The 18,884-nt window shown below is 62.0% G+C and carries 18 protein-coding genes; 4 read left to right on the top strand and 14 right to left on the bottom strand.

What is annotated here, in order from left to right; all coding sequences use genetic code 11:
* Nucleotides 1-4: 4 nt before the first annotated feature.
* The 4 genes from AC5ZG1_RS33945 to AC5ZG1_RS33930 all read right to left on the bottom strand — a co-directional run bounded on the left by AC5ZG1_RS33945 (nt 5) and on the right by AC5ZG1_RS33930 (nt 5,273).
* Nucleotides 5-670 carry a hypothetical protein gene (locus AC5ZG1_RS33945; protein ID WP_496135442.1) on the bottom strand — a complete coding sequence of 222 codons (666 nt, stop codon included), beginning with the start codon at nt 668-670 and terminating at the stop codon, nt 5-7.
* Between the two features lie 115 nt (nt 671-785).
* Nucleotides 786-2,885, bottom strand: coding sequence for a phospholipase C (locus AC5ZG1_RS33940; RefSeq protein WP_496135441.1), 2,100 nt, complete (start codon nt 2,883-2,885; stop codon nt 786-788).
* Between the two features lie 238 nt (nt 2,886-3,123).
* A complete protein-coding gene (locus AC5ZG1_RS33935) occupies nt 3,124-4,500 on the bottom strand; it encodes a cytochrome c peroxidase (protein ID WP_496135440.1) in 1,377 nt (458 codons plus the stop codon).
* Entirely contained in the window at nt 4,497-5,273 is a 777-nt protein-coding gene (locus AC5ZG1_RS33930) for an EfeM/EfeO family lipoprotein (RefSeq protein WP_496135476.1), read from the bottom strand. Before AC5ZG1_RS33930 ends, AC5ZG1_RS33935 begins: the two co-directional genes overlap by 4 nt.
* Before the next feature lie 108 nt (nt 5,274-5,381).
* Here AC5ZG1_RS33930 and AC5ZG1_RS33925 point away from each other — a divergent pair, with 108 nt between their 5' ends.
* On the top strand, nt 5,382-5,999 hold the full coding sequence (locus AC5ZG1_RS33925) for a prepilin peptidase (protein ID WP_496135439.1): 618 nt from the start codon (nt 5,382-5,384) through the stop codon (nt 5,997-5,999).
* Nucleotides 6,000-6,004: 5 nt separating this feature from the next.
* Here the strand turns inward: AC5ZG1_RS33925 and AC5ZG1_RS33920 are convergent, their stop codons facing one another.
* The 10 genes from AC5ZG1_RS33920 to AC5ZG1_RS33875 are packed head-to-tail and all read right to left on the bottom strand — an operon-like array spanning nt 6,005 to nt 14,156.
* Nucleotides 6,005-6,637 (bottom strand): hypothetical protein, encoded by a 633-nt coding sequence (locus tag AC5ZG1_RS33920; RefSeq protein WP_496135438.1) that lies wholly within the window; start codon nt 6,635-6,637, stop codon nt 6,005-6,007.
* Nucleotides 6,637-7,206, bottom strand: a complete 570-nt coding sequence (gene gspM / locus AC5ZG1_RS33915) for a type II secretion system protein GspM (protein ID WP_496135437.1) — start codon at nt 7,204-7,206, stop codon at nt 6,637-6,639. The genes AC5ZG1_RS33920 and gspM overlap by 1 nt, the downstream gene beginning before the upstream one ends.
* Nucleotides 7,203-8,276, bottom strand: a complete 1,074-nt coding sequence (locus AC5ZG1_RS33910; RefSeq protein WP_496135436.1) for a PilN domain-containing protein — start codon at nt 8,274-8,276, stop codon at nt 7,203-7,205. The genes gspM and AC5ZG1_RS33910 overlap by 4 nt, the downstream gene beginning before the upstream one ends.
* Entirely contained in the window at nt 8,276-9,187 is a 912-nt protein-coding gene (locus AC5ZG1_RS33905) for a type II secretion system minor pseudopilin (protein WP_496135435.1), read from the bottom strand. Before AC5ZG1_RS33905 ends, AC5ZG1_RS33910 begins: the two co-directional genes overlap by 1 nt.
* Nucleotides 9,165-9,890: a PulJ/GspJ family protein gene (locus tag AC5ZG1_RS33900; RefSeq protein WP_496135434.1), complete on the bottom strand. Its 726-nt coding sequence runs from the start codon at nt 9,888-9,890 to the stop codon at nt 9,165-9,167. The genes AC5ZG1_RS33905 and AC5ZG1_RS33900 overlap by 23 nt, the downstream gene beginning before the upstream one ends.
* A complete protein-coding gene (locus tag AC5ZG1_RS33895; RefSeq protein ID WP_496135433.1) occupies nt 9,887-10,291 on the bottom strand; it encodes a prepilin-type N-terminal cleavage/methylation domain-containing protein in 405 nt (134 codons plus the stop codon). Before AC5ZG1_RS33895 ends, AC5ZG1_RS33900 begins: the two co-directional genes overlap by 4 nt.
* Nucleotides 10,272-10,736 carry a type II secretion system protein gene (locus AC5ZG1_RS33890; protein ID WP_130227116.1) on the bottom strand — a complete coding sequence of 155 codons (465 nt, stop codon included), beginning with the start codon at nt 10,734-10,736 and terminating at the stop codon, nt 10,272-10,274. Before AC5ZG1_RS33890 ends, AC5ZG1_RS33895 begins: the two co-directional genes overlap by 20 nt.
* Complete coding sequence (gene gspG, locus AC5ZG1_RS33885) at nt 10,729-11,244, bottom strand: type II secretion system major pseudopilin GspG (RefSeq protein ID WP_496135432.1); 516 nt, start codon at nt 11,242-11,244, stop codon at nt 10,729-10,731. Before gspG ends, AC5ZG1_RS33890 begins: the two co-directional genes overlap by 8 nt.
* A gap of 16 nt (nt 11,245-11,260) precedes the next feature.
* Entirely contained in the window at nt 11,261-12,472 is a 1,212-nt protein-coding gene (locus tag AC5ZG1_RS33880) for a type II secretion system F family protein (protein ID WP_496135431.1), read from the bottom strand.
* 4 nt (nt 12,473-12,476) lie between these two features.
* Nucleotides 12,477-14,156, bottom strand: a complete 1,680-nt coding sequence (locus AC5ZG1_RS33875; protein WP_130227118.1) for a GspE/PulE family protein — start codon at nt 14,154-14,156, stop codon at nt 12,477-12,479.
* Nucleotides 14,157-14,451: 295 nt separating this feature from the next.
* On the opposite strand from AC5ZG1_RS33875, the gene gspD reads away from it, so the two are divergent.
* The 3 genes from gspD to AC5ZG1_RS33860 all read left to right on the top strand — a co-directional run bounded on the left by gspD (nt 14,452) and on the right by AC5ZG1_RS33860 (nt 18,453).
* Complete coding sequence (gene gspD / locus AC5ZG1_RS33870; protein WP_496135430.1) at nt 14,452-16,809, top strand: type II secretion system secretin GspD; 2,358 nt, start codon at nt 14,452-14,454, stop codon at nt 16,807-16,809.
* 12 nt (nt 16,810-16,821) lie between these two features.
* Entirely contained in the window at nt 16,822-17,352 is a 531-nt protein-coding gene (locus tag AC5ZG1_RS33865; protein WP_456647193.1) for a tetratricopeptide repeat protein, read from the top strand.
* 162 nt (nt 17,353-17,514) lie between these two features.
* Nucleotides 17,515-18,453, top strand: coding sequence for a hypothetical protein (locus tag AC5ZG1_RS33860; protein ID WP_245474797.1), 939 nt, complete (start codon nt 17,515-17,517; stop codon nt 18,451-18,453).
* Nucleotides 18,454-18,884 lie beyond the last annotated feature (431 nt).

The following is an 18,884-nucleotide window of genomic DNA, read 5'->3' as shown; positions in this document are numbered from 1 at the left end:
TCGCTCACTCCGAGGCGGGCGGAGCGACCCATACATCGCTCTGCCTGATACGATCGATCAACGCCCGCGGATCGAATTTGCGCGCGCCAGAGGAAATTTCGAACGCTTGCGCCGGCTGCAGCTCGTCGCGGATGTGCTCGATCGCGATCATCGTTCCGTCCCCGGTCTTGATCTGCAACGGAAACTTGCGTTCGCGGTCGATCCATCCGACAAAGCCGCCGCCGGGAGCCGCAACGATCCGATAGACGTCCGCCTTACGATCTCCGACAGTTCCCTCTCCGTCGCGCTCGCAATGCCAATTATCGGGCTCCACCGGCGCCGCCAGCGATGCCATCGCCCACCATTGCCGACAGGGTTCATCGGGATCGACCGGGACAAACATTTGTGTCAACGGACTTGACTGCCTTGCGTCCATGAACACCTTCGCGCGCGGGCGCACGAAAGCGGCCGCAGGCTCCGCCCCATCGATCAGAAAGAAGCCATCGGCGAAATCGGTTGTCTCGATCCTCACCTTGCTTTCGGACACGCGCAGGCTTCCCACACGCACGACCTTCTCACCTTGCCTCGCGACAAGGTCCGCGGAAAACTGCTGCGCTGCGGCCGAGGTGCCGGCAAGCGCCGAACCGACCAAGGCAAGCAGGCATGCTCGCAGCCTCTTGCTCCCCAGCATCCGATCTCGATCCATCGGCAAAACCTCGGCGGCACAAAAAATGCGGTGGCGCCGACCGAACCATTGGCTCGATCGGCACCATCTTCAGACCAGTCGTTCTTGGAACGCTGCTCAGCTACTCGGTATAGGACAGTGCAACCGGCTTGCTGAAATCGAACGCATCGAACATGTCAGCAAGCGCGGGGCTGTTGGTCGGCACATACTCGTTGTTCCGCGAATATGTCGGGTTCGGCAGGTTGTCGCGGCTGCGGTTCGTCAGCGGCTGCAGACTCCAGTTACGTTCGATGAACTTCAGCAGCGAAACGTGGTCACCGTAGTTGTGGTAGATCTTGCCGCCGGTCGAATAGGGCGACAGGATGAGGATCGGCATACGCGGTCCATCACCGAAGAAATCGATCGACTGGATGTAGCCCGAGTCCCAGTAGCCGCCGGCTTCGTCCCAGGTGATGAACACCGCGGTCTCCGACTTGAGCTCCGGATTGTTGTCCAGCGCGTTCAAGACATTCAGCACATAGGCCTCGAACAGATCGACCTTCGAGCTTTGCGGGTGGCCGTCTAGCAGACCGTCCGGCTTGCCGAACGACACCGAAGGCAACTTGTTGTCCTGGATCGCCGTAATCAGATCGGCAGTGTCCTTGATGTGAGCCTGACGCACGGTCGGGTTGGCCATGATCGACGTCGCATACTGGAACGGATTGCAGATCTGGCAGTAGGCCACACCGAGCGCGTGAGCCGGATCGGCGAGCGCCGCCGCATTGATATCCGGATTGTTCGGATTGGCGGCAACCGCGGCGTTCGAAAGCGCCACGGCGTCATTATACGCACCACCGTAGAAGGCCCACGAGATCTTCTTCTCCATCAGGGCATCGCCGATGGTCCGCACCGACGACGGCGGCATGTTGTTTCCGCCCGCCAGTGCACCGTTCGGCAGATAGCCCGGATTGGTGTTGTTGAGCATGTAGTAGTGGTTGGGCTTGCAGTTCGGCTCGGCTGCATACGGCAGATTGTTCAGATAGGTCACGATCGGCTTGACGCCGGGGTGCGCCACATCAGAGCAGTCGCTGAAGTTGCCATCCACCGTGTAACGGTTCACCGTTCCGGAGACCGGATTCGGGTTGGCAATCAGGTTCGCGGGAGGCGTGGTCGGGTTGCCCTTGCCGTCGCTCCAGAAGCCAGCGTCACCGGTGCCCAGCATGAAGTGGTTGGCGCCGGTGCCGCCATGGAACGACTGGTGGAAGTTGTCGCCCAAGGTGAAGCGGTCAGCCAGCATCTTCAGGATCGGAGCCTGCCCCTGCTGGGCATTATAGAAGCCCATCGAGTTGGCCATGCTCTTGTTGGACGCCGAGTAGGTCGCCATCACGAACGGAAACAGATCATTGAGGCAACCGGAGTTGTTGGCTTTGGTCACGCTGGCCGCGCTGCAATCCTCCTGCTGCCAGTCCTGATAGAACCGATGCGTGGTGTCACCGGTGTAGTCGTCGTCGCTGATCTGCTCACCCTGCAGCGCGAACGGTCCGGTCAAGTGACCAGCGCCGGGAACGCGGGTATCAAGAGCGCCAGTCGGCAGGCCGCTGAAGCCGGTCGTGAGGATATCCAGATCGCTCGAATCCATGTCCTTCTCGACGCTGGCTTCGGCGATTGTTTTGAACGGAGCACCGGTGTCGCTCTGCGCGGTGGGCGTTCCGGCCGTGTTCGGCTGCGGCATCGTGTTGGTCGCACTGTAGGGCGACTTCGCGATCGTCGGCGCACCAATATAGAAAGAGGACTGCGCGGCGACCGAGTATTGCTGGGCTTGCGCAAAGTTCGGTCCGGGCGAGCCGTCCTCGTTGACGATACCCTTCGACAGCAGGTTGGAGATTGTCTGTCCCCCGCCCTTCGGCTTGTACACTCCGAACGTGTGATCGAGCCCGCGGTTTTCGCCGATCAGGACGATGACATGCTTGATCGGCGATGCGGTCTTCACTTTGTCAGCCGGATCATTGTCCTTGTCACCGTGGTGGCCATTGTTGTCGTGACCGTTGTCGCCGTGGTGACCGTTCCCGTCGTGATCGTTGCCCTGCTTGTCATGGGCGAAATTATTGTGATGCGAGCGCTTGTCCCAATCACTTCGTCCGCCGGGATAATGTGCTGCATAAGCGGCTGTTGCGACAGCGACTGTTGAGATGACGCAAAGTGCCGTAGTGGTTCGCCAGTTCTTCTTATGATTGAAAGTCATTATCGACTCCAAAGGTTGTGGTTGGCGACACATCGTCTAATGCGGCAACATGACGCACGCTTATCGTTGCTGTGAAAGCGCGCGAGAAATTTTGACTCGCTCAAAAATTTTCTGCGTAGCGTCCAATGCCGCGATGCATTCGCATCGCGCGACAAAGGCTCAGGAGTTTTGGAAGTGATGCGCGATGCTATCGCGCGAGAATTTCTGCGGAGACAAATTCGCGCAACGCAGCAGCGACCTAGTGAGACAGATGTTTCGACTGCATCACCTGGCGCAGCGCCGCGTAGTGCTGATCATGCACATCCTGATTGAACAGCGACCATGGCTCGGCGCCTGCCAGCAGCGCAGGGACAGCCGCGGCCATGAGATAGCGATAGTTCCTGAACTCAGTCGCGGCGTCGGCATTGCGCCCTTCGCTTACGGCGATGTCGATTCGCCGCAGCATGAGGACGAGTTCCTTGAGACTGTTGCGCGCCGAAACCCGCTGCTGCTCGCCGCCCGACACGCTGGTGTTCTTTCGATCGGGATATCGCTCAGTGAGCTCACGCAGCTCCTCGCCGATGGTGTCGACGGCAAGCGCAACGATGGCCTTGTCGCCCGAAGGAATTGCGGTCGCGAGTACCATGTTGAAGTCATTGATTTCCTTAAGCGTCGCACCCGCGCCATCGCGCTCATAGGGTTGCACGCCATCACCAACCGCCGTGAGATAGGCCACGAGGTCGCGCTTGTCCTGCGCCGACAGGCCAAGATCGAATGCGCGGTCGAAATGATCGACGACCTGATCAAAGCTGTCGAAGCGGCCGTCGTGAAAATAGGGTGCGTTGAAATCCGCGTTGCGCAGGGTCGGCGTCTTGAACAGACCGCCGGAGCCAACGTCATGTTGTTGGTGGTCGACAAAGGCAGCCGACGGGACATGACAACCGGCGCAGCTCAAGCCGGGATCATGCGGAAATGGTTTGGAGAACAAGGCTTCGCCGCGACGTTCGGACTCGCTGACATCGCCAACCAGCCGGCCACCGGGACCGAGGCTCGGATTGGGCAGGAAGTCGATGTCCTGAACATAGGCGACGATGGCGTCGATGATCGCAGGCGACGGTTCGGGCCCGGCGAACTCATTCACGATGACGTTGCGGATGAAGTCGCGCAGCGAAGCCGATCGCCCGTCGCTGCCGTACGGCGCGAGATAGCGCGCACCGCGCAGGCTCGGGATCCTCACCGGATCGAGCACGAGATTGTTCGCCTTCGGATTGAAAACGGGGCCGGTGACGTCGAAGTTTCCCGGCCGCGTCGACATCTTCGGCATGAAGAACTTGGCGTTTCCGACGCCGTTGACATGACAGGTGCCGCAGCTCACGCCGGCTTGCCGTGCCACCTCGCCCAGGATCGACGGCGAATTGAACGCGAGGTCGCCGAGATTCACCATATACGATTTCGCGCCGGCGCGTTCCGATTGGAACACCTCGCGCGGCTTGTCGAGCGCATCCTCGTTCAGCTCGGTTTTTGCCGGCAGGACAGTCTGATTGCCGTCGACGGGAAAAGCCAGCGCGCGTCCAAGCGACGCGACGACAAGCAGACCGGACGCAAGCGCCGTCAGCCGCAACCAAGGCGAATTCATCGCACCTGGGCCTCCAGCGTCGGCCGTTGCAGTCCAAGCTTTGCCGAAGCAGTCTGCAGCGCCACCACCAGTTCCTCGCTGGCGCGGCGCAACCGCGGGATATCGACATGCGGCAGGTCGGGCGCCGCAACAATCGCTTCAAGCAGCTCGATCCGATTCGTCACCATTTCATCGAGCTTGCCGTCCGCCGTGTTGAGCGCCGCGGAGAAAATCGTGTGGTAGGCGAAGTCGATGCCGGCGATGTTGTTGCGCATGTCGTCGAGCGAGGTGCCGCTGATGCGGGATTCGCCGCCATCGGCCTTGCTTTCCCCGACTTCGTAAGCGAGGCGCGCCGTACCATCCAGCAATCCCTGCGGCGTGAGCTGCATATCCTTGAGCTTGACGTGCAGATTATTCAGATCTTCGACCAAAACGGCAGCATCCTTGTCGACGTCGGTCTGGCCGGCGCCGAACAATTTCGCTTCGATGGCATGGAACCCGCTGTCGGCGTTCGGCCAGGCGTCAATCTTCGCGTCAAGCTCGGGTACGAAGCCGGTCGTGAAGACTTCGGAGCGCTCCCAGCCGGCGCGAGCCGATATCCAGGCTTTCTTCGCGCCCGCGAGATCCCCCGCTGCAGCCTTTTCGCGCAGCGCTCGCGCGCCCGCCAGCGCGCTGCCAATGCCTTCAATCATGTAAGGCCGATAGCGATCGGCGCCTTCATCAAGGACACCGGCGTCTGCGGAACGCACACCGATCAACGTCACCAGCAAGGCAAGGCATGTCGCCACTCGCATCTCATTCACCGTCATTCACGCATCAGCTATCGCTCGCAGCGACGGGAAATATTGTCAGCTTCCTATGCGGTTTTGTGACAGACTGATTGCACGTTGCGGTTTTCTGCTGTGAAGAGTTTTTTCGACGATCACATTCCCGAAAGGCCGCTCCGTACTTGTGCCGGCTGCTCGGAAATTGAGCTTCTGAGCGCCGAAGGAAATTCTGGTAAGCACTCACACACTTCGTCATTCATCGTAGCTCTCATGCCAATCGACAGTGAAGCTGTGCAGTTCCTTGGATTCTACGCCGTCCTTAGCGCGGTGTGCTGCGCGTTGGCACTGATCGACCTTCGTCACGGCATCATTCCGGATGGGTTGAATCTTACGATTGCCGTCCTTGGCGTTGTCCAAGCCATTGTCTTCGGGAACCTGACAGATGGCTTCGAGGCGCTCGGCGAAGCAGCCGCGGTTGCTGTTGTCTTCTTGTTGTTGCGACGCCTCTATTTTTTTCTACGACAAACCGAGGGGCTCGGGCTTGGCGATGTCAAGTTTCTCGCAGCCGCCGCGACCTGGATCGGCGTCACCGGCATTCCAACGTTGCTGTTGATTGCCACCTTGACCGCGCTCGCGACAGCAGGCGGTCTGCAACTCGCCGGACGCCAGATGAAGCGCCAGACATCGATGCCATTCGGCCCGTTTCTGGCCCTCGGCCTGCTGCTCACGCCGGCTTTCCAGCGATGGTTCTGAATTAGCTAACGTCGTGTCACCAATGGCGTTCTGATCGTGCTCACCGGGACGAGATGAACCTCGCCACCACCCTCGCCCCCCGGCGGCGGCAGTGTGAGCACAGCGCCCTGCTCGTCCTTTTCCATGGTGACTTCCCGCCCGCGAATCGCACTCAGCTTCCAGCCCTGAAAATCTTCGCCGACTTTCAGCCGCAGCGCAGCATTGCTCGATTGATCCAGGAAGATGCCGAAGCCTTCGTCGTCTCCGGCAATGGTGCCAACAAGCGACAGTTGCGGAGGTTCGACTTCCTTCTTCCGCGGCGGCGGAGGCGGCTCGGTGACGACAGGCTCGGCGACAGCGACGGGCGGCGGCCGGCGTGACGGCGAGAACACCGGACGCTCGCGTGTGTTGGATAGTTGCGTCAGCGGAATGCCCCACAACGGATTGGCACTGAGTGGCCGGACCGGTGCCGGCAGTGGTGGAACCGCGCGCATTGTCGTGACCGGTTCGGAAGGCGGTGGCGATGTCAGGACAGGCCCGCCGAGCCGCATGTCATCCAATAGTCCGGCATCCAATGCATCGCCAGCAGCGTCAGGCGCCGCGGCGGCGACGGATTGGACTGACAGCGCCCAGCACATGACGATGACTGGCAAACGCATTACTTGGCCCCTCGCCACTGTCCGGAGACACCCAGCAGCACGCGCAGCTTGCCCAGGCGTTCGCCCGTGTTCGTGTTCGCCCCATCGAGGATGGTCTGCACGACGAGCTGGTCGATGAACAAGAACGGCATGCCGGCCTCAAGATCGTAAAGCACCTGTTGCAACTGTTGTTGCTCGATTTCAAAACTCGCGACCATGCTGATGAAGCCGGCCTTCGCAGGTGTATTGGGAACATCGAGCTGGGTCGACAATACATTGCCGCCGAATTTGGTCACCGAACCCGCCACGCGCTGCAACAGCGTCGCGCCGGCAACCGTGACGGTGGCGCCTTCGAGATAGGCCGATCCAGCTGGCATCGTCTCACCGGGCGCCCCGCCTGCTCTGGACGTGCGGCCCTCCAACTGCGCCAGCATCGCCGACAACGAGGCGAGTTCGTTGCGCTGACCGATCAGATCGGATAGCGACGATATGGCCACGAACAGCAGCAGGATCAGCAGCCCGATATAGGTCGCGGCCGCCACGAACGGCGAGGTGCCGATTGCCTTCAATGACCGGGCTGATGCGTTCATGAGCCGGATCCAAAATACGCTGATATATTGGCCTCGACGTGAAAGCGCTCGCCCGACTCGTTCGCCGCGCGGGTGGTCGGTGCGAAGAATGTGGCGCGGGTGAATTGCGGCGACTGTTCCATCAGGCGGATGAGCGCGGGGGCGTCCTGGGTCATGCCGACGACCTGCACCTTGTCGCCTTCGATGCGCAGCTCGGTCACATAGGTCGTGTCGGGCAGCACGCGCGAAAGCGCTTCCAGCACCATCACGCTCGATGGCGTCGTCTGCTTGCGCTTTGCCAAGAGACCGATGCCGGACGCCACGCCATTGGCGTCAACCCGCAATGCCGCGCGGCGTTGCGAAATCTGCCGCTGGATATCGTCCTGTTCAGATTGCAGCGAGCCGCCGAGATAGATGCTGAGGAACAATGACGCAGCGGCGGCGACGGCCGTGGAGATCAGGGCGACGCGCAACAGGCGCGACACGTTCGGTCCCGCCATGCTGCGCAGCCGCTTGTCGAGCAGCTTCACCCGGACCGGCCTGCCGCTGCCGCCCGCTGCCGGCGCATGGATGGCAACGGAAGCAGCGCCCAACCTGTCCACCAACTGCACCAACGGATCGACTTTCGACGCCGAGGTCGCACTGAAGGCTACTTCGATCCGATCGTCAGCCACCGGGACCGGCGAACTCCAGCCGAACACCGCTTCGCCTGCCGCCCACGGCGTCAGGCGGTCGACCTGAGAGCGAATCATGCCATCGAGAAAATCAGCCGCCCGCGTTGGGAAGTCGAGCAGACGGGTCATGACATGATCGGCCGGCAACTGCACCTCGACACGGCTGCCCTTGAAGGCCGCACTCCACTGCGCCGGCAACGTCGGCTCCGGCGCGCCGTGCCGGATCCGGAAGGAGAGAACCGTCGGAGCCAGATTGTCTTTCGATGCGGTCATGCTGGCGGTGAAGGCGCCGTCAGCATTCTCGTCAAGCTGGATGCGGCGCTGACGCACCAGCCTGTCCGTCATGCCGTCAACCGCACCCGCGACCGCCGCGATCCATTGCTCGAACCACTCCCTGCCCTGCGCGATCATCGCCATCATGTGCTCCCGCGACGTGAAACGGCGTTTCGCGGTGCAATGTCATCCTGCCAGGACAACACGCGATAGGGGTCGACCTTGTCGCCCATGGCGATCACGACCTCCGAAGTGCTGCGGCGGCCATTGCGGAAACGGATCGTGGTCTCGACGCGATAACAAGGACTCGTCGCGGTCGACGCATCGTTCTTCCCCGAATCGGACGGCGACGCCGGCAGGGGCCGGTTCAGCGAGGCCGAACTATTTCCGAACGAATTGGGCTTGTTCGCAGGTTTGTCAGGCATCGCCTGGATGACCTCCGGCGCCGCGATCGCCGGATCGACATCGGGAGATCCATTAAACACAGTCACGAAAGGCAGTGCACGCTCCACCAGCGCAGCCGGGAGGCCGACGACCAGCGCCAATTCATTGACATGGACAAACGGAGCCTGCCGCGGCGAGTAGCCGGCAGAATTGTAACGCGCCTCCTCCTCGTTCGCGCTACCGAGAACGGGACGGGTTCGCCAGCCGACGACCCGATCCGCATATTCAAGGGCCGCGTCCTTGCGGGCGCCCAGCGTGGCAAACAGGCCGGCCAACATTTCCTTGGGAGCGAAGTTCAGATCGATGCGGGCGGCCTCGGAAATGAAAGCGACCTGGACGCTCGCATCATCCATGCGGAATTGGAAGGCTCCGTGGGGAGGCTTGGTACGTTCGTCCGCCAGCGCCAGTTGGTAGGCCGTCAGTTCGAGACTCGCGGATACCAAGGCTTCGGTCTGCAGCGCTGTCTCGTTGACGGCGATCGCCCGCGTGGATGCCGATAAATAGGCGGCGAAGACCATCGCGAGCGATGACAGCGCCGCCAGGATCCAAAGCACGGCAACGATGACGAAGCCGCGTTCGCCTGAGGGTTTACGTGCGCCGATCGCTGTCATCGCGTCCCCCCGGTTCAGTAGCGCCTTGCGCGTTGTTATCGTTGCATTTGCCGTCCGGCTTCGTGCAGTCACTCGGCAATTGCACATGGACTGGCGCGATCGTCGAGACCGACAGCACGCGCTGGCTCGCAGCATCACGCACCGTCAGCTTGATCATTGCCGGCAGCCGGTCCGCGTTTCGCCACGTGCTTTTCCAGACATGGTCGGGACCGGCATAGGCGAATGACAGTCGAAAGGGCGCTTGCAGCAGCACCACCGGATCGCCGAGATGCGTTTGTTCCGACAGCGACAGCCCAACGGGCAACGGCGTGAAGCGCGTCCGCGAGCGGACCGTGACGAATTCGCCGCGATCTTTGGTTTCACCGAGACGCACCACGTCGAGCCCTGGCCCCGCGTTCGGCCCCACCGCCGTCCGCACGAACGTGACAGACAATTCCGATCCGTCGAACAGCGGCCGACGCGAGTCGCGGTTGGCGGGAATAAATTCGGCTGCGGCCAGGTCCGCGGCAATCCGCTCGAGCGCGATCCCAGCCAGTTCGCTGCGCTGGATCCGGCCAAATCCCTTGTTCCAGTTCGGCAACCATTGCGCGGTGATGCTCGCGAGCGCCGACAGCAATAGCCCCATCAGCGCCAGCGCGACGATGGTCTCTATCAACGTAAATCCGCGCTCATGGGCGCGCCGCGTTGCCGATGCCGGGCTCATTCTGATGGCCTCGGCATCAAGCGTACGGTTCGAACATCGGATAGCGCGCCAGTGGGCGACCTGACGCGTATCCTCACCAGTTCGGCCGTCCATGGCACATTAGCACCCGGCACATTCCAATCGTCACCAAGCGGACTGACGTCGATGGTCCAGCGATAGCTCTCGGCCTGGCCTGTCGAGGTGCCCTGCTGCAATTCCGCGCGCGGCGGAACGCCCACCGTCATCAAGGTGCGCGCCGCCTGCATCAGCGCCACGTGCTGCTCCAATGCCCGCACGCCGCGCATATTGCCGGCCATGACGGTACCGATCGCGATGATGGAGACGGCCACCACCGCCAGCGCGACCAGCACCTCGATGATCGTGAAGCCCGCGTCGGGGCGATCAGTTGGTGGCGGTGTCACGGGAAACAACCTCGACTCTTCCGGTGAGCCAGTTGACGCGGATCTCATAGCCGGCGTCGAACCGTGTCAGCGCGATGGATCCGCCACATGAGCTGCCATTGGCGAAGAAGCGAATGGTCGACAGCGCGGCTTGCCGCTGGCAGGTTTGCGGCAACAGCGCATCGAACCGTACGTCCTCGGGAATACGGATCGTCGATCGCGACGAACCGGAATGGATCACGCGGCTTGGCGCGTCGACCAGCGTCGCGATGCTGGTGTTGCGGTTGATGGCGGCGTTACGGTCCGCTTTCAGGAGCGTCGCGGTCTGCAACGCATAGGCCTGCAGCCGCGACCGCGATGTCTGACGCGGAATGAACGGCAGCAACACGGCAGCCAGCAACGCGATGATGGCGAGCACACACACCATCTCCAGCAGGGTGAAACCGCGCTGCGTGACGTCATTCATCTCGGGAGGCTGTCGTCTTTTCGAGAGAAATGTCGGCGGAATTGCCGCTGCCACCCTCCTGGCCATCGGCGCCATAGGAGACGATGTCATAGGGACCGTGCTCGCCGGGCGACCGATAGACGTAAGGGTGATTCCAGGGATCCTTCGGGACATTGCCGCCCTTCAGATACGGCCCGTTCCAGGCGGCGAGCCCCGGCGTCCGCTGCACCAGCGCGGCGAGACCTTCGGCAGATGAAGGAAACCGGCCGGCATCGAGATAGAACAGGTCAAGCGCACTTGAGAAGCTTTGCAGCTGGATGCGTGCGGCCTTGACCTTGGACTCGCTGAGATAATTGAGCACACGTGGACCGATCAGGCCCATGATCAGGCCGATGATGGCGATCACGACCAGCATCTCGACCAGCGTAAAGCCCTCTTGACCGCGATAGGCGTGCTGTTTTCTCTCGCGGGCGGCTCGATGAATGAAGCGAGTGACGAGCAGTTCAGTAATACTCTTGAGCGAAATCATGATGTGACCCTTGCTCTTAACCGACAAGTTGCGTGACCGACAGCAGCGCCGTCATGACCGACACGATCAATCCGCCGACGACCGTGCTGATCGTGATGATCGCGAGCGGTCCGACAATGCCGACGATGCGGTCAAGGCTGCGCTGCAGTTTTGCTTCGTAGAATTCGGCGACACGTCCCGCCAGGACCGGCAGTTGCCCCGTCTCTTCACCGAGCCGAAGCATACGCACCGCCATCGGCGGCAGGCTGTTGGCGACGGCAAGCGCCTCCGACAACTTCCCGCCATGCCGGACGCGGTCGGCAGCGGCCGTCCAGCTCGCTTCGCTGCCCGTCACCGCCATGATGTCAACCAGGATACGTAACGTCGCCGTGAGATTGACCCCGCTGCCGAGCAGGACACCAAGATTGCGGCAGAACAGGCTGGCGCGATAGAACTGAAAGATGTTGCCGATGAGGGGTAGCTGCGATAGCCCGTTCATCATTGCAGCGCGCACGCTCGCCTGGCGCAACAACCACCAGACGACTGCAATGGTCGCAGTCGCGATCAACATGGCTGCCGTCGCATTGGCACGCAGGAAATCCGACAACTGGATGAAGGTGGCGAGCGCCGTATCGGACTTCGTACCGAAATCCCCAAGCACGGTCGAGAATTGCGGCAGCACGAACAGAACAAAGAACAGCATCACGCCCGAAGCCGCGACCAATACAAAGGCGGGATACTGCATCGCGTCGGTGAGTTTCCGCCGCATCTGTTCGGAACGTTCGCGCTCAGCGCCCAGCATTTCGAGCACGGAATCGAGCGTGCCCGAGACTTCGCCGACGCGCACCAAGGCGCCATACATCGGAGGAAACAAGCCCGGATGATCTGCCACCGCATCGGCGAAACTCTCGCCGGCGAGGAGAGCCGCCCGGATCTTCGCCACCACCGGGCGCATCCGCCCGACATCGGCATCGCCGGACAGCAGTTCAAGGGCGTCGTCGAGGCGGGCGCCGGCCTTGAGCAGCAGTGCAAGGTCGCGCGTGAACGTGGTGATCTCGGCGGCGCTCGGCCGGCCGAACAGGCCGAGACCTCCCGCACCGGAAGAAGCTCGTTTGTCCTCAATGGTTTCGATCGGCAAGAGCCGCAGATATTCGATCCGGCGCGCGACCTCGGCGGCCGTCGGCGCGCTGATCGTGCCGTTCACGATCTCGCCGTTCTGCGTCAGGGCGCGGTAGCGGAAATTCGGCACGTGGTCACCGCATGGTCGTGACGCGGAGAATTTCGGCAGGCGACGTCAGCCCGGCGCGGCATTTGGCGATGCCGTCGTCGAGCATTGTCGTCATCCCCGCACGGATCGCCATCGCATCGATCTTCAGCCCGTCGGTCTTCTCCCCGATCAGTTCGCGCAACTCGTTGGAGATTTCTAGCAGCTCGAACACACCGAGCCGGCCGCGATAGCCGTTGCCGCCGCAGCGTTCGCATCCGCACGGTTCCTGGATCGTTTCACCGGCGCGAAACCCGAATGCGACAAGCCGCGGATCCTCGGCGAAATCGGCAGGGCCAAGCGTCCGTCCTGATTTGCAGCGTTCGCATAGCTGCCGGACCAGACGCTGCGCGATCACGCCGCGCAGGACCGAACGCAGGAGATAGCCCTCGACGCCGAGGTCGAGCAGGCGTGGCACCGCCGCGGCCGCCGTCTCGGTATGCAGCGTCGTCAGCACCAGATGGCCGGTGAGAGCCGCATGGACCGCAACATGCGCGGTCTCGGCATCTCTGATTTCGCCCACCATGATCACGTCCGGATCCTGGCGCACAAACGAGCGCAATGCGGTGGCAAAGGTCAGACCGATCGCAGGCTTGATCTGGGATTGATTGACGCCGGGAATTTCGTACTCGACCGGATCTTCGATCGTCAGGATCTTGCGCGTCGGCTCGTTGAGGATTGAGAGGATTGTAGCAAGCGTCGTCGTCTTGCCGCTGCCGGTCGGACCGGTGATGACGATCATGCCGTGCGGCAGCGCAAGGAGCTGCCGCAACTTGCTTTCGTCGGATGCGGAGAAGCCCAGTTTTTCCACGACCAGCAATCCGCGATCCTTTGGTAGGATGCGAATGACGGCCGACTCGCCGTGCTGCGTCGGCATGATCGCGACGCGGATATCGATATCGGAACGCCCTGCCCGCAATCGCGCCGCACCATCCTGGGGCAACCTGCGCTCGGCGATATTGAGATTGGCGATGATCTTGATGCGGGAGATGACGGCTTGCGGCAGCACGCCTGACAATGCCGCCACCGGCCGCAGCAGGCCGTCGATGCGCAGGCGGACCACGAGGCTGGAAGCGAACGGCTCGATGTGGATGTCACTGGCGCGAAGTTCGACGGCTTTTTCAAGCAGATCATTGACGGCGCGGACCACCGGCGCGCCGCTCGCAAGATCGCGCAGGCTCTCGATGTCGTCCTCGCGCGGCAGCGCTGCCGCCGGTCCGGCCGCGTCAGTATCATCGACATTCAGTCGCTGATCGAGGACGACGGCAACGTCCTCCGAGGTTGCGATCTTGACCGTGACGGCGGTGCCGAGCACGATCTGCGCCGCGCGTTGCGTCGCCTGATCGGTCGGATCGACGACCGCGAGCGTCATTGTTCCATCGGAGGTGGTGCACGGATAGACCATGGTCTCGCGCAGGAAGCGCTGCGAGAACGACGCCACCAGCGGCGCCGCCGACATCATCTCCTGCAAAGTCATGCGGCCGAGCTCGAAAAAACGAGCAGCCTCATCGGCAAACTCGGCGGGCGAGAGATTGGTGATTTCCCAGATCTTGTGGTGACGGCGATCGGAGCCGCTCTGTCCCGCCGGATCAGCCTCGCCATCAACCGGCGTCAAATGCTTGTTCTGACGGAGGTAGTCGACGAACTGCGAGGACGGATCGCTGGCCATGTCGTCTTTATTCCGTCACATGATTTGAAGCAGCGCAGACGTCAGGCGTGTTGTTATCGATCCGAAGTGTGACAGGCATACGAATGCGGCGCCTGCTCATCGCTAAAGAAAACTTTGAGACTACCCTCCCTGATCTGAATTGCTGCCTCATTTTCATGCTTCGGCCTCCATCGCAGAATGGTCGCCAGGGCAACAATCACGCAACCAATTTATTTCTGTCATGTTGGCTCGCTAATAATCCGAGGGGACAGGGACGGATCGTCGAACATCCTCCAGTCGGAAACAGCAAGGACTAATGGTGCGCGTAGGCAAGCTGGGCCGCTACCAACGGATTCGTGGCGGCGTTGCTGCCGCCTTTGCTTTGTTGTCGCTGGGGCTGCTGGCGTCCTGCAATTCCGCAACGGTCGGAGGCGTGGATTCGGCTCAAGTCGATATCTCCGACAAGGTACGTTCGCTCGATCTGTTGCCGCGGCAATCGCAACCGGTGAACGCGTCGGGTGCTGGTGGCGCTCAAAATGGCAGCGTTCGCGCGGCCATGTATGAGGGATCCGAAGTCACGGCGGTGTCGGACGAGCGGCTGCAGCCGACAGCGAACGGCAACGGCTTCGATCTGAACTTTGAGAACACACCGGTTGCAACGGTCGCCAAGGTCGTCCTCGGCGACATACTGCATGTCGGCTACACCATCGATCCGCGAGTGCAGGGCACGGTGAGCCTGGTGTCGGTCCGTCCGGTGCCGAAGTCGGACATCGTGTTCGTGCTGGAAAATGCTTTGAGATTGAGCGGCGTCGTGCTGCTTCGCGATACGACCGGTTACCGACTCACGCCACTCGGCGATGCGGTCGGCGGTGGCCGGGTTGATACGGCAAGCGGCAACCCGGAACCCGGGTTCGGCGTCTCCGTCGTGCCTTTACAATATGTGTCGGCGCAAACGCTGCTCAAGCTGATGGACAGCTTCGCCACTAAAGCCGGCGCCGTGCGCGCCGATACGACACGAAACCTCATCCTGATTCAGGGAACCGGGGCCGAGCGCCGCACCGCGGTCGATACGGTGCTGAGCTTCGATGTCGACTGGATGCGCGGCCAATCCGTCGGCGTATTCCCGATATCGAGCGGCTCGCCCGCTCCCATCATTGCCGAGATGGAGAAGATCGTCGATTCCGGCGAGAACGGCCTTAGTCAGAACATCATCAAGTTCCTGCCGATTGCCCGCCTCAACGCAGTGCTGGTGGTGACCAAGAAGCCGGACATGCTTCGCACCGCGGCGACCTGGATCAAGCGGCTTGATCGAAACGATACCGCGCGGACCACCGTCCACGTTTATCGCGTCAAGTTCGGCGATGCCCGCCAGATCGCGCGGGTGCTGACGGATATGTTCCTCGGCGGATCGTCGTCGAGCCTGACCGAGAGTGCCGACAGCCAGATCGCGCCGGGGTCCGGGATAGCGGCAACTTCAAGCGCCGGGGATCGCCTCTCGCTCAACGGCAATGTGGGGTCAAACACAAATGGCGGCTTTGCCTCGCGCGGCAATCTCTCCATGAATGGCACGCCCGGCCTCGGCGGCAACGGCGGGCTTGGCGCGCAACCGACCGGTCCCAACCAGAACGGCGGCAGTGCTCCGCTCGACAGCGGCCGCAGTTCCGGAAACGGCCAGCCGATGATGCAGGACGTGCGGATCACACCCGACACGGTCAACAACACGCTGCTGATCTACGCCGACCAGGCGAACTACCGGATCATCGAATCCACGCTGGTGCAGATCGACCAGCCGCAGTTGCAGGTCGCGATCGATGCGACGATTGCTGAGGTCACGCTGAACAATACGTTGTCTTATGGCGTGCAGGCCTACCTGACGAGCCGGAATGTCGGATTGAAGCCGAACACCGGCTCCATTCTCAACACCCAGGCCACCGCGGCGCCGACGACAATTACCGACCCGACGACCGGGGCGGCCACCGTCGCCGGATCGGTCACCAACGCTTTCATCAATCGGGCCTTCCCTGGCTTTAACTTCCTGATCGGATCTGAAACCCAGCCCAGCCTGATCCTCGATGCATTGCATGCGGTGACCAGCGTCAAGGTGCTCTCCAACCCGTCGCTGGTGGTGATCAACAACCAGGTGGCGACGCTGCAGGTCGGCGACGTCGTCCCGGTATCGACCGGAAGCGCGACGGTGTTGACGACGAACAACACCGTCGTCAACACGATCGACTATCGCAACACCGGCATCATCCTCCGCGTCTCGCCGCGCATCAGCGTCAATGGCAATGTCCGGCTCGACGTCGAGCAGGAGATCAGCAACGTGCCCGCAGCCAGTGCGAACAGCCTGACACCGACGGTATCGGAGCGGCGGGTCAAGAGCCAGATCTCGGTCGCAAACGGCCAGACCGTGCTGCTGGCCGGCCTGATCAGCGAACAGCAGAACGGCACCCGCAGCGCCATCCCGGTGCTCGACCAGCTTCCGGGCCTCGGCGATGCCTTCGGACACCAGAACAATTCGACTCAGCGTACCGAACTCATCATCTTCATCCGCCCGCAGATCATCCGCGACGGCTCCGACGCTCACGTCGTGGCGGAAGAACTCCGATCGAAATTGCGCGGCAGCATTGCCACGACCCCGACCAACGCCGCAATCACGACCAGCTTCCATTGAGCAGGACAGAGAATGCTGAGCATCCGCGCCGGGCGTCGATTTCTCCTCGCGCTCTTGGCCGTTGCGCTTTCGGCAGCCGCCGCGCCGGTCGCGGCCAGCAGTCTTTCGCGCGGGACCGCGGCGTTCCATCGCGGCGACTACGTCAGCGCGTTCCGGGAGCTTGCACCGCTGGCCGAACGCGAGAATGCAACCGCACTCGGCCTGCTCGGCTTCATGTACGAGCATGGCTTTGGCGCGCCGCAGGCCTATGACGCCGCCGCCGATCTCTATTGCCGCGCGGCCGTCCAGGGCAACCCATTCGCGCAGGCCATGCTCGGCTTGATGTACGACAAGGGCCACGGCGTTCCGCAGGATTTCATCCTCGCCTATAAGTGGCTCAATCTCGCGGCAGCCCGAACCACCGGCCGCGAGCGGGACACCTATGCGCGGTTCCGCAACGCAGTCGCTTCAAAAATGTCGACCGATGAGATCGTGATCGGCCAGCGGCTTGCGCTCAACTGGTCGCCGGCTTTTCCTGCGCCCGCCCTGCGAGCGAGCAGGTAGCGTCTCCGTCACATTAAGTCCGGCTGGCCGCGCGCGTTGCGCCGCCCAGTCGACCGCGTCACAGAAGCGTCAAGCCTCCGTCAGACCGTCGCAATCAGGTTGCGATTTGTGACAGAATTGCTACCGTCGAATGTCAGTTCGACTACGCGGGAGCACGGCCCCATGAGTATGGAGTGGCGGGCGCGGCCAAATCCGGTGGTTCGGTGGTGGGGTCTGTTGGCCCTCATCAGCGGCGCCAACATCGCGCTTTGGTTCTTGCTGTACGGCGAGTTTCACCAAGTTCCCTCGGGCGGCCCGGTCAACAGCTCCGGCACCCAGTCCATGTTCCTGCTTTCCGCGGCCTATGTCTTTGGCTGCGCCTTCAGGTCGCTGCTGCCGCGCGCGGATGTTCAGCGTATCTGCCTGGTCGACACCTGGCTATCGAGCGTCTTCGTTGGCCGATCGGTCGCGACCGTGGCCGAGATCTGCTTTGCCGTGCAGTGGGCGATTATCCTCAATCAATTGGGCGGGATGACCGGCGCGGACACCACGTTGAACGCCGCGCAATTGATCGTCCCCCTGATCCTCATTGCCGAGTGCTTCTCGTGGTATGCGGTGGTGTCCACCAACTATCTGGGCAACGCCATCGAGAACTCGATATGGGCGATCGCCTTCTTCGTTGTGGGGGTTGGTCTTTGCCGGCTGCTGCCTGAATTCAACGGTCCGGTTCGTATCGCCCTCATCGTCGCGATCGTGGGAATTGCCGGTTATCTGGCCTTTCTCATTACGGTCGACGTCCCGATGTATTTGAGCCGATGGCAGGCCGGTCTTGCCGATGGCAGCAAGCTTCTCGGTTTTCTCGAGGGGCTCCACGACGTGAGCACGCGCTGGGTCGTGACGCGCGATTTCGAGCATTGGAAAGACGAGATCGCCTGGATGTCGCTTTATTTCAGCGCGGCCGTCTGGGCCAGCCTCGCGCTTTGCGTCGTCTATTCGCTCGACGGTCATCTGCCGCAATATCGCACCGAGGCGGCGGCTGCGAGCTGCCCTGCAGCGGTATGCAGCTTGCCGCAAGGTGCCGGCGATGACCGATATTTTCGTGTGGCCTACGCGCCGAAGTGAGGGCGGCGACGTAGGAGCTCCTGTAGGATGGGTAGAGCGCAGCGAAACCCATCGCGATGGAGCGAGCGGCACGAATGATGGGTTTCGCTTCGCTCTACCCATCCTACGATTCTCTCACGCCTCGCATCAGTGTCGTCCCCGCGAAGGCGGACCCATAACCACAGGGAAGTGTTGTGGCGCGAGCGAGCGGTTGCAGCGGAGCACACGACAACGGCCTGTGGTTATGGGTCCCGGGTGAAGCCCGGGACGACGGGGGGTGGGTTCTGATTCAAATTTCAAATAGCGTGAGGATATGAGTCCGCATTCTCGCGGCGCTTTGCGTCCGAGCTTTGCTTCACTTTCCGCCCTCTCATTGAACAGAGGGCGCAGGGAAAGCCGGGTGCCGGTTGCACCCATGGGTCCCGTGCAACAAAAAGCACGGGGGTAGGACC

Source organism: Bradyrhizobium sp. Leo78, from assembly GCF_059512425.1.
This window is presented reverse-complemented; position numbering and strand designations above follow the sequence as displayed.

Excerpts from the sequence above, each read along its gene's own strand:
- AC5ZG1_RS33945 (WP_496135442.1), bottom strand. The coding sequence starts at position 670 with ATGCTGGGGAGCAAGAGGCTGCGAGCATGCCTGCTTGCCTTGGTCGGT.
- AC5ZG1_RS33940 (WP_496135441.1), bottom strand. The coding sequence starts at position 2,885 with ATGACTTTCAATCATAAGAAGAACTGGCGAACCACTACGGCACTTTGC.
- AC5ZG1_RS33935 (WP_496135440.1), bottom strand. The coding sequence starts at position 4,500 with ATGAATTCGCCTTGGTTGCGGCTGACGGCGCTTGCGTCCGGTCTGCTT.
- AC5ZG1_RS33930 (WP_496135476.1), bottom strand. The coding sequence starts at position 5,273 with ATGCGAGTGGCGACATGCCTTGCCTTGCTGGTGACGTTGATCGGTGTG.
- AC5ZG1_RS33920 (WP_496135438.1), bottom strand. The coding sequence starts at position 6,637 with ATGCGTTTGCCAGTCATCGTCATGTGCTGGGCGCTGTCAGTCCAATCC.
- gspM (WP_496135437.1), bottom strand. The coding sequence starts at position 7,206 with ATGAACGCATCAGCCCGGTCATTGAAGGCAATCGGCACCTCGCCGTTC.
- AC5ZG1_RS33910 (WP_496135436.1), bottom strand. The coding sequence starts at position 8,276 with ATGGCGATGATCGCGCAGGGCAGGGAGTGGTTCGAGCAATGGATCGCG.
- AC5ZG1_RS33905 (WP_496135435.1), bottom strand. The coding sequence starts at position 9,187 with ATGACAGCGATCGGCGCACGTAAACCCTCAGGCGAACGCGGCTTCGTC.
- AC5ZG1_RS33900 (WP_496135434.1), bottom strand. The coding sequence starts at position 9,890 with ATGAGCCCGGCATCGGCAACGCGGCGCGCCCATGAGCGCGGATTTACG.
- AC5ZG1_RS33890 (WP_130227116.1), bottom strand. The coding sequence starts at position 10,736 with ATGAATGACGTCACGCAGCGCGGTTTCACCCTGCTGGAGATGGTGTGT.
- gspG (WP_496135432.1), bottom strand. The coding sequence starts at position 11,244 with ATGATTTCGCTCAAGAGTATTACTGAACTGCTCGTCACTCGCTTCATT.
- AC5ZG1_RS33875 (WP_130227118.1), bottom strand. The coding sequence starts at position 14,156 with ATGGCCAGCGATCCGTCCTCGCAGTTCGTCGACTACCTCCGTCAGAAC.
- gspD (WP_496135430.1), top strand. The coding sequence starts at position 14,452 with ATGGTGCGCGTAGGCAAGCTGGGCCGCTACCAACGGATTCGTGGCGGC.
- AC5ZG1_RS33865 (WP_456647193.1), top strand. The coding sequence starts at position 16,822 with ATGCTGAGCATCCGCGCCGGGCGTCGATTTCTCCTCGCGCTCTTGGCC.
- AC5ZG1_RS33860 (WP_245474797.1), top strand. The coding sequence starts at position 17,515 with ATGAGTATGGAGTGGCGGGCGCGGCCAAATCCGGTGGTTCGGTGGTGG.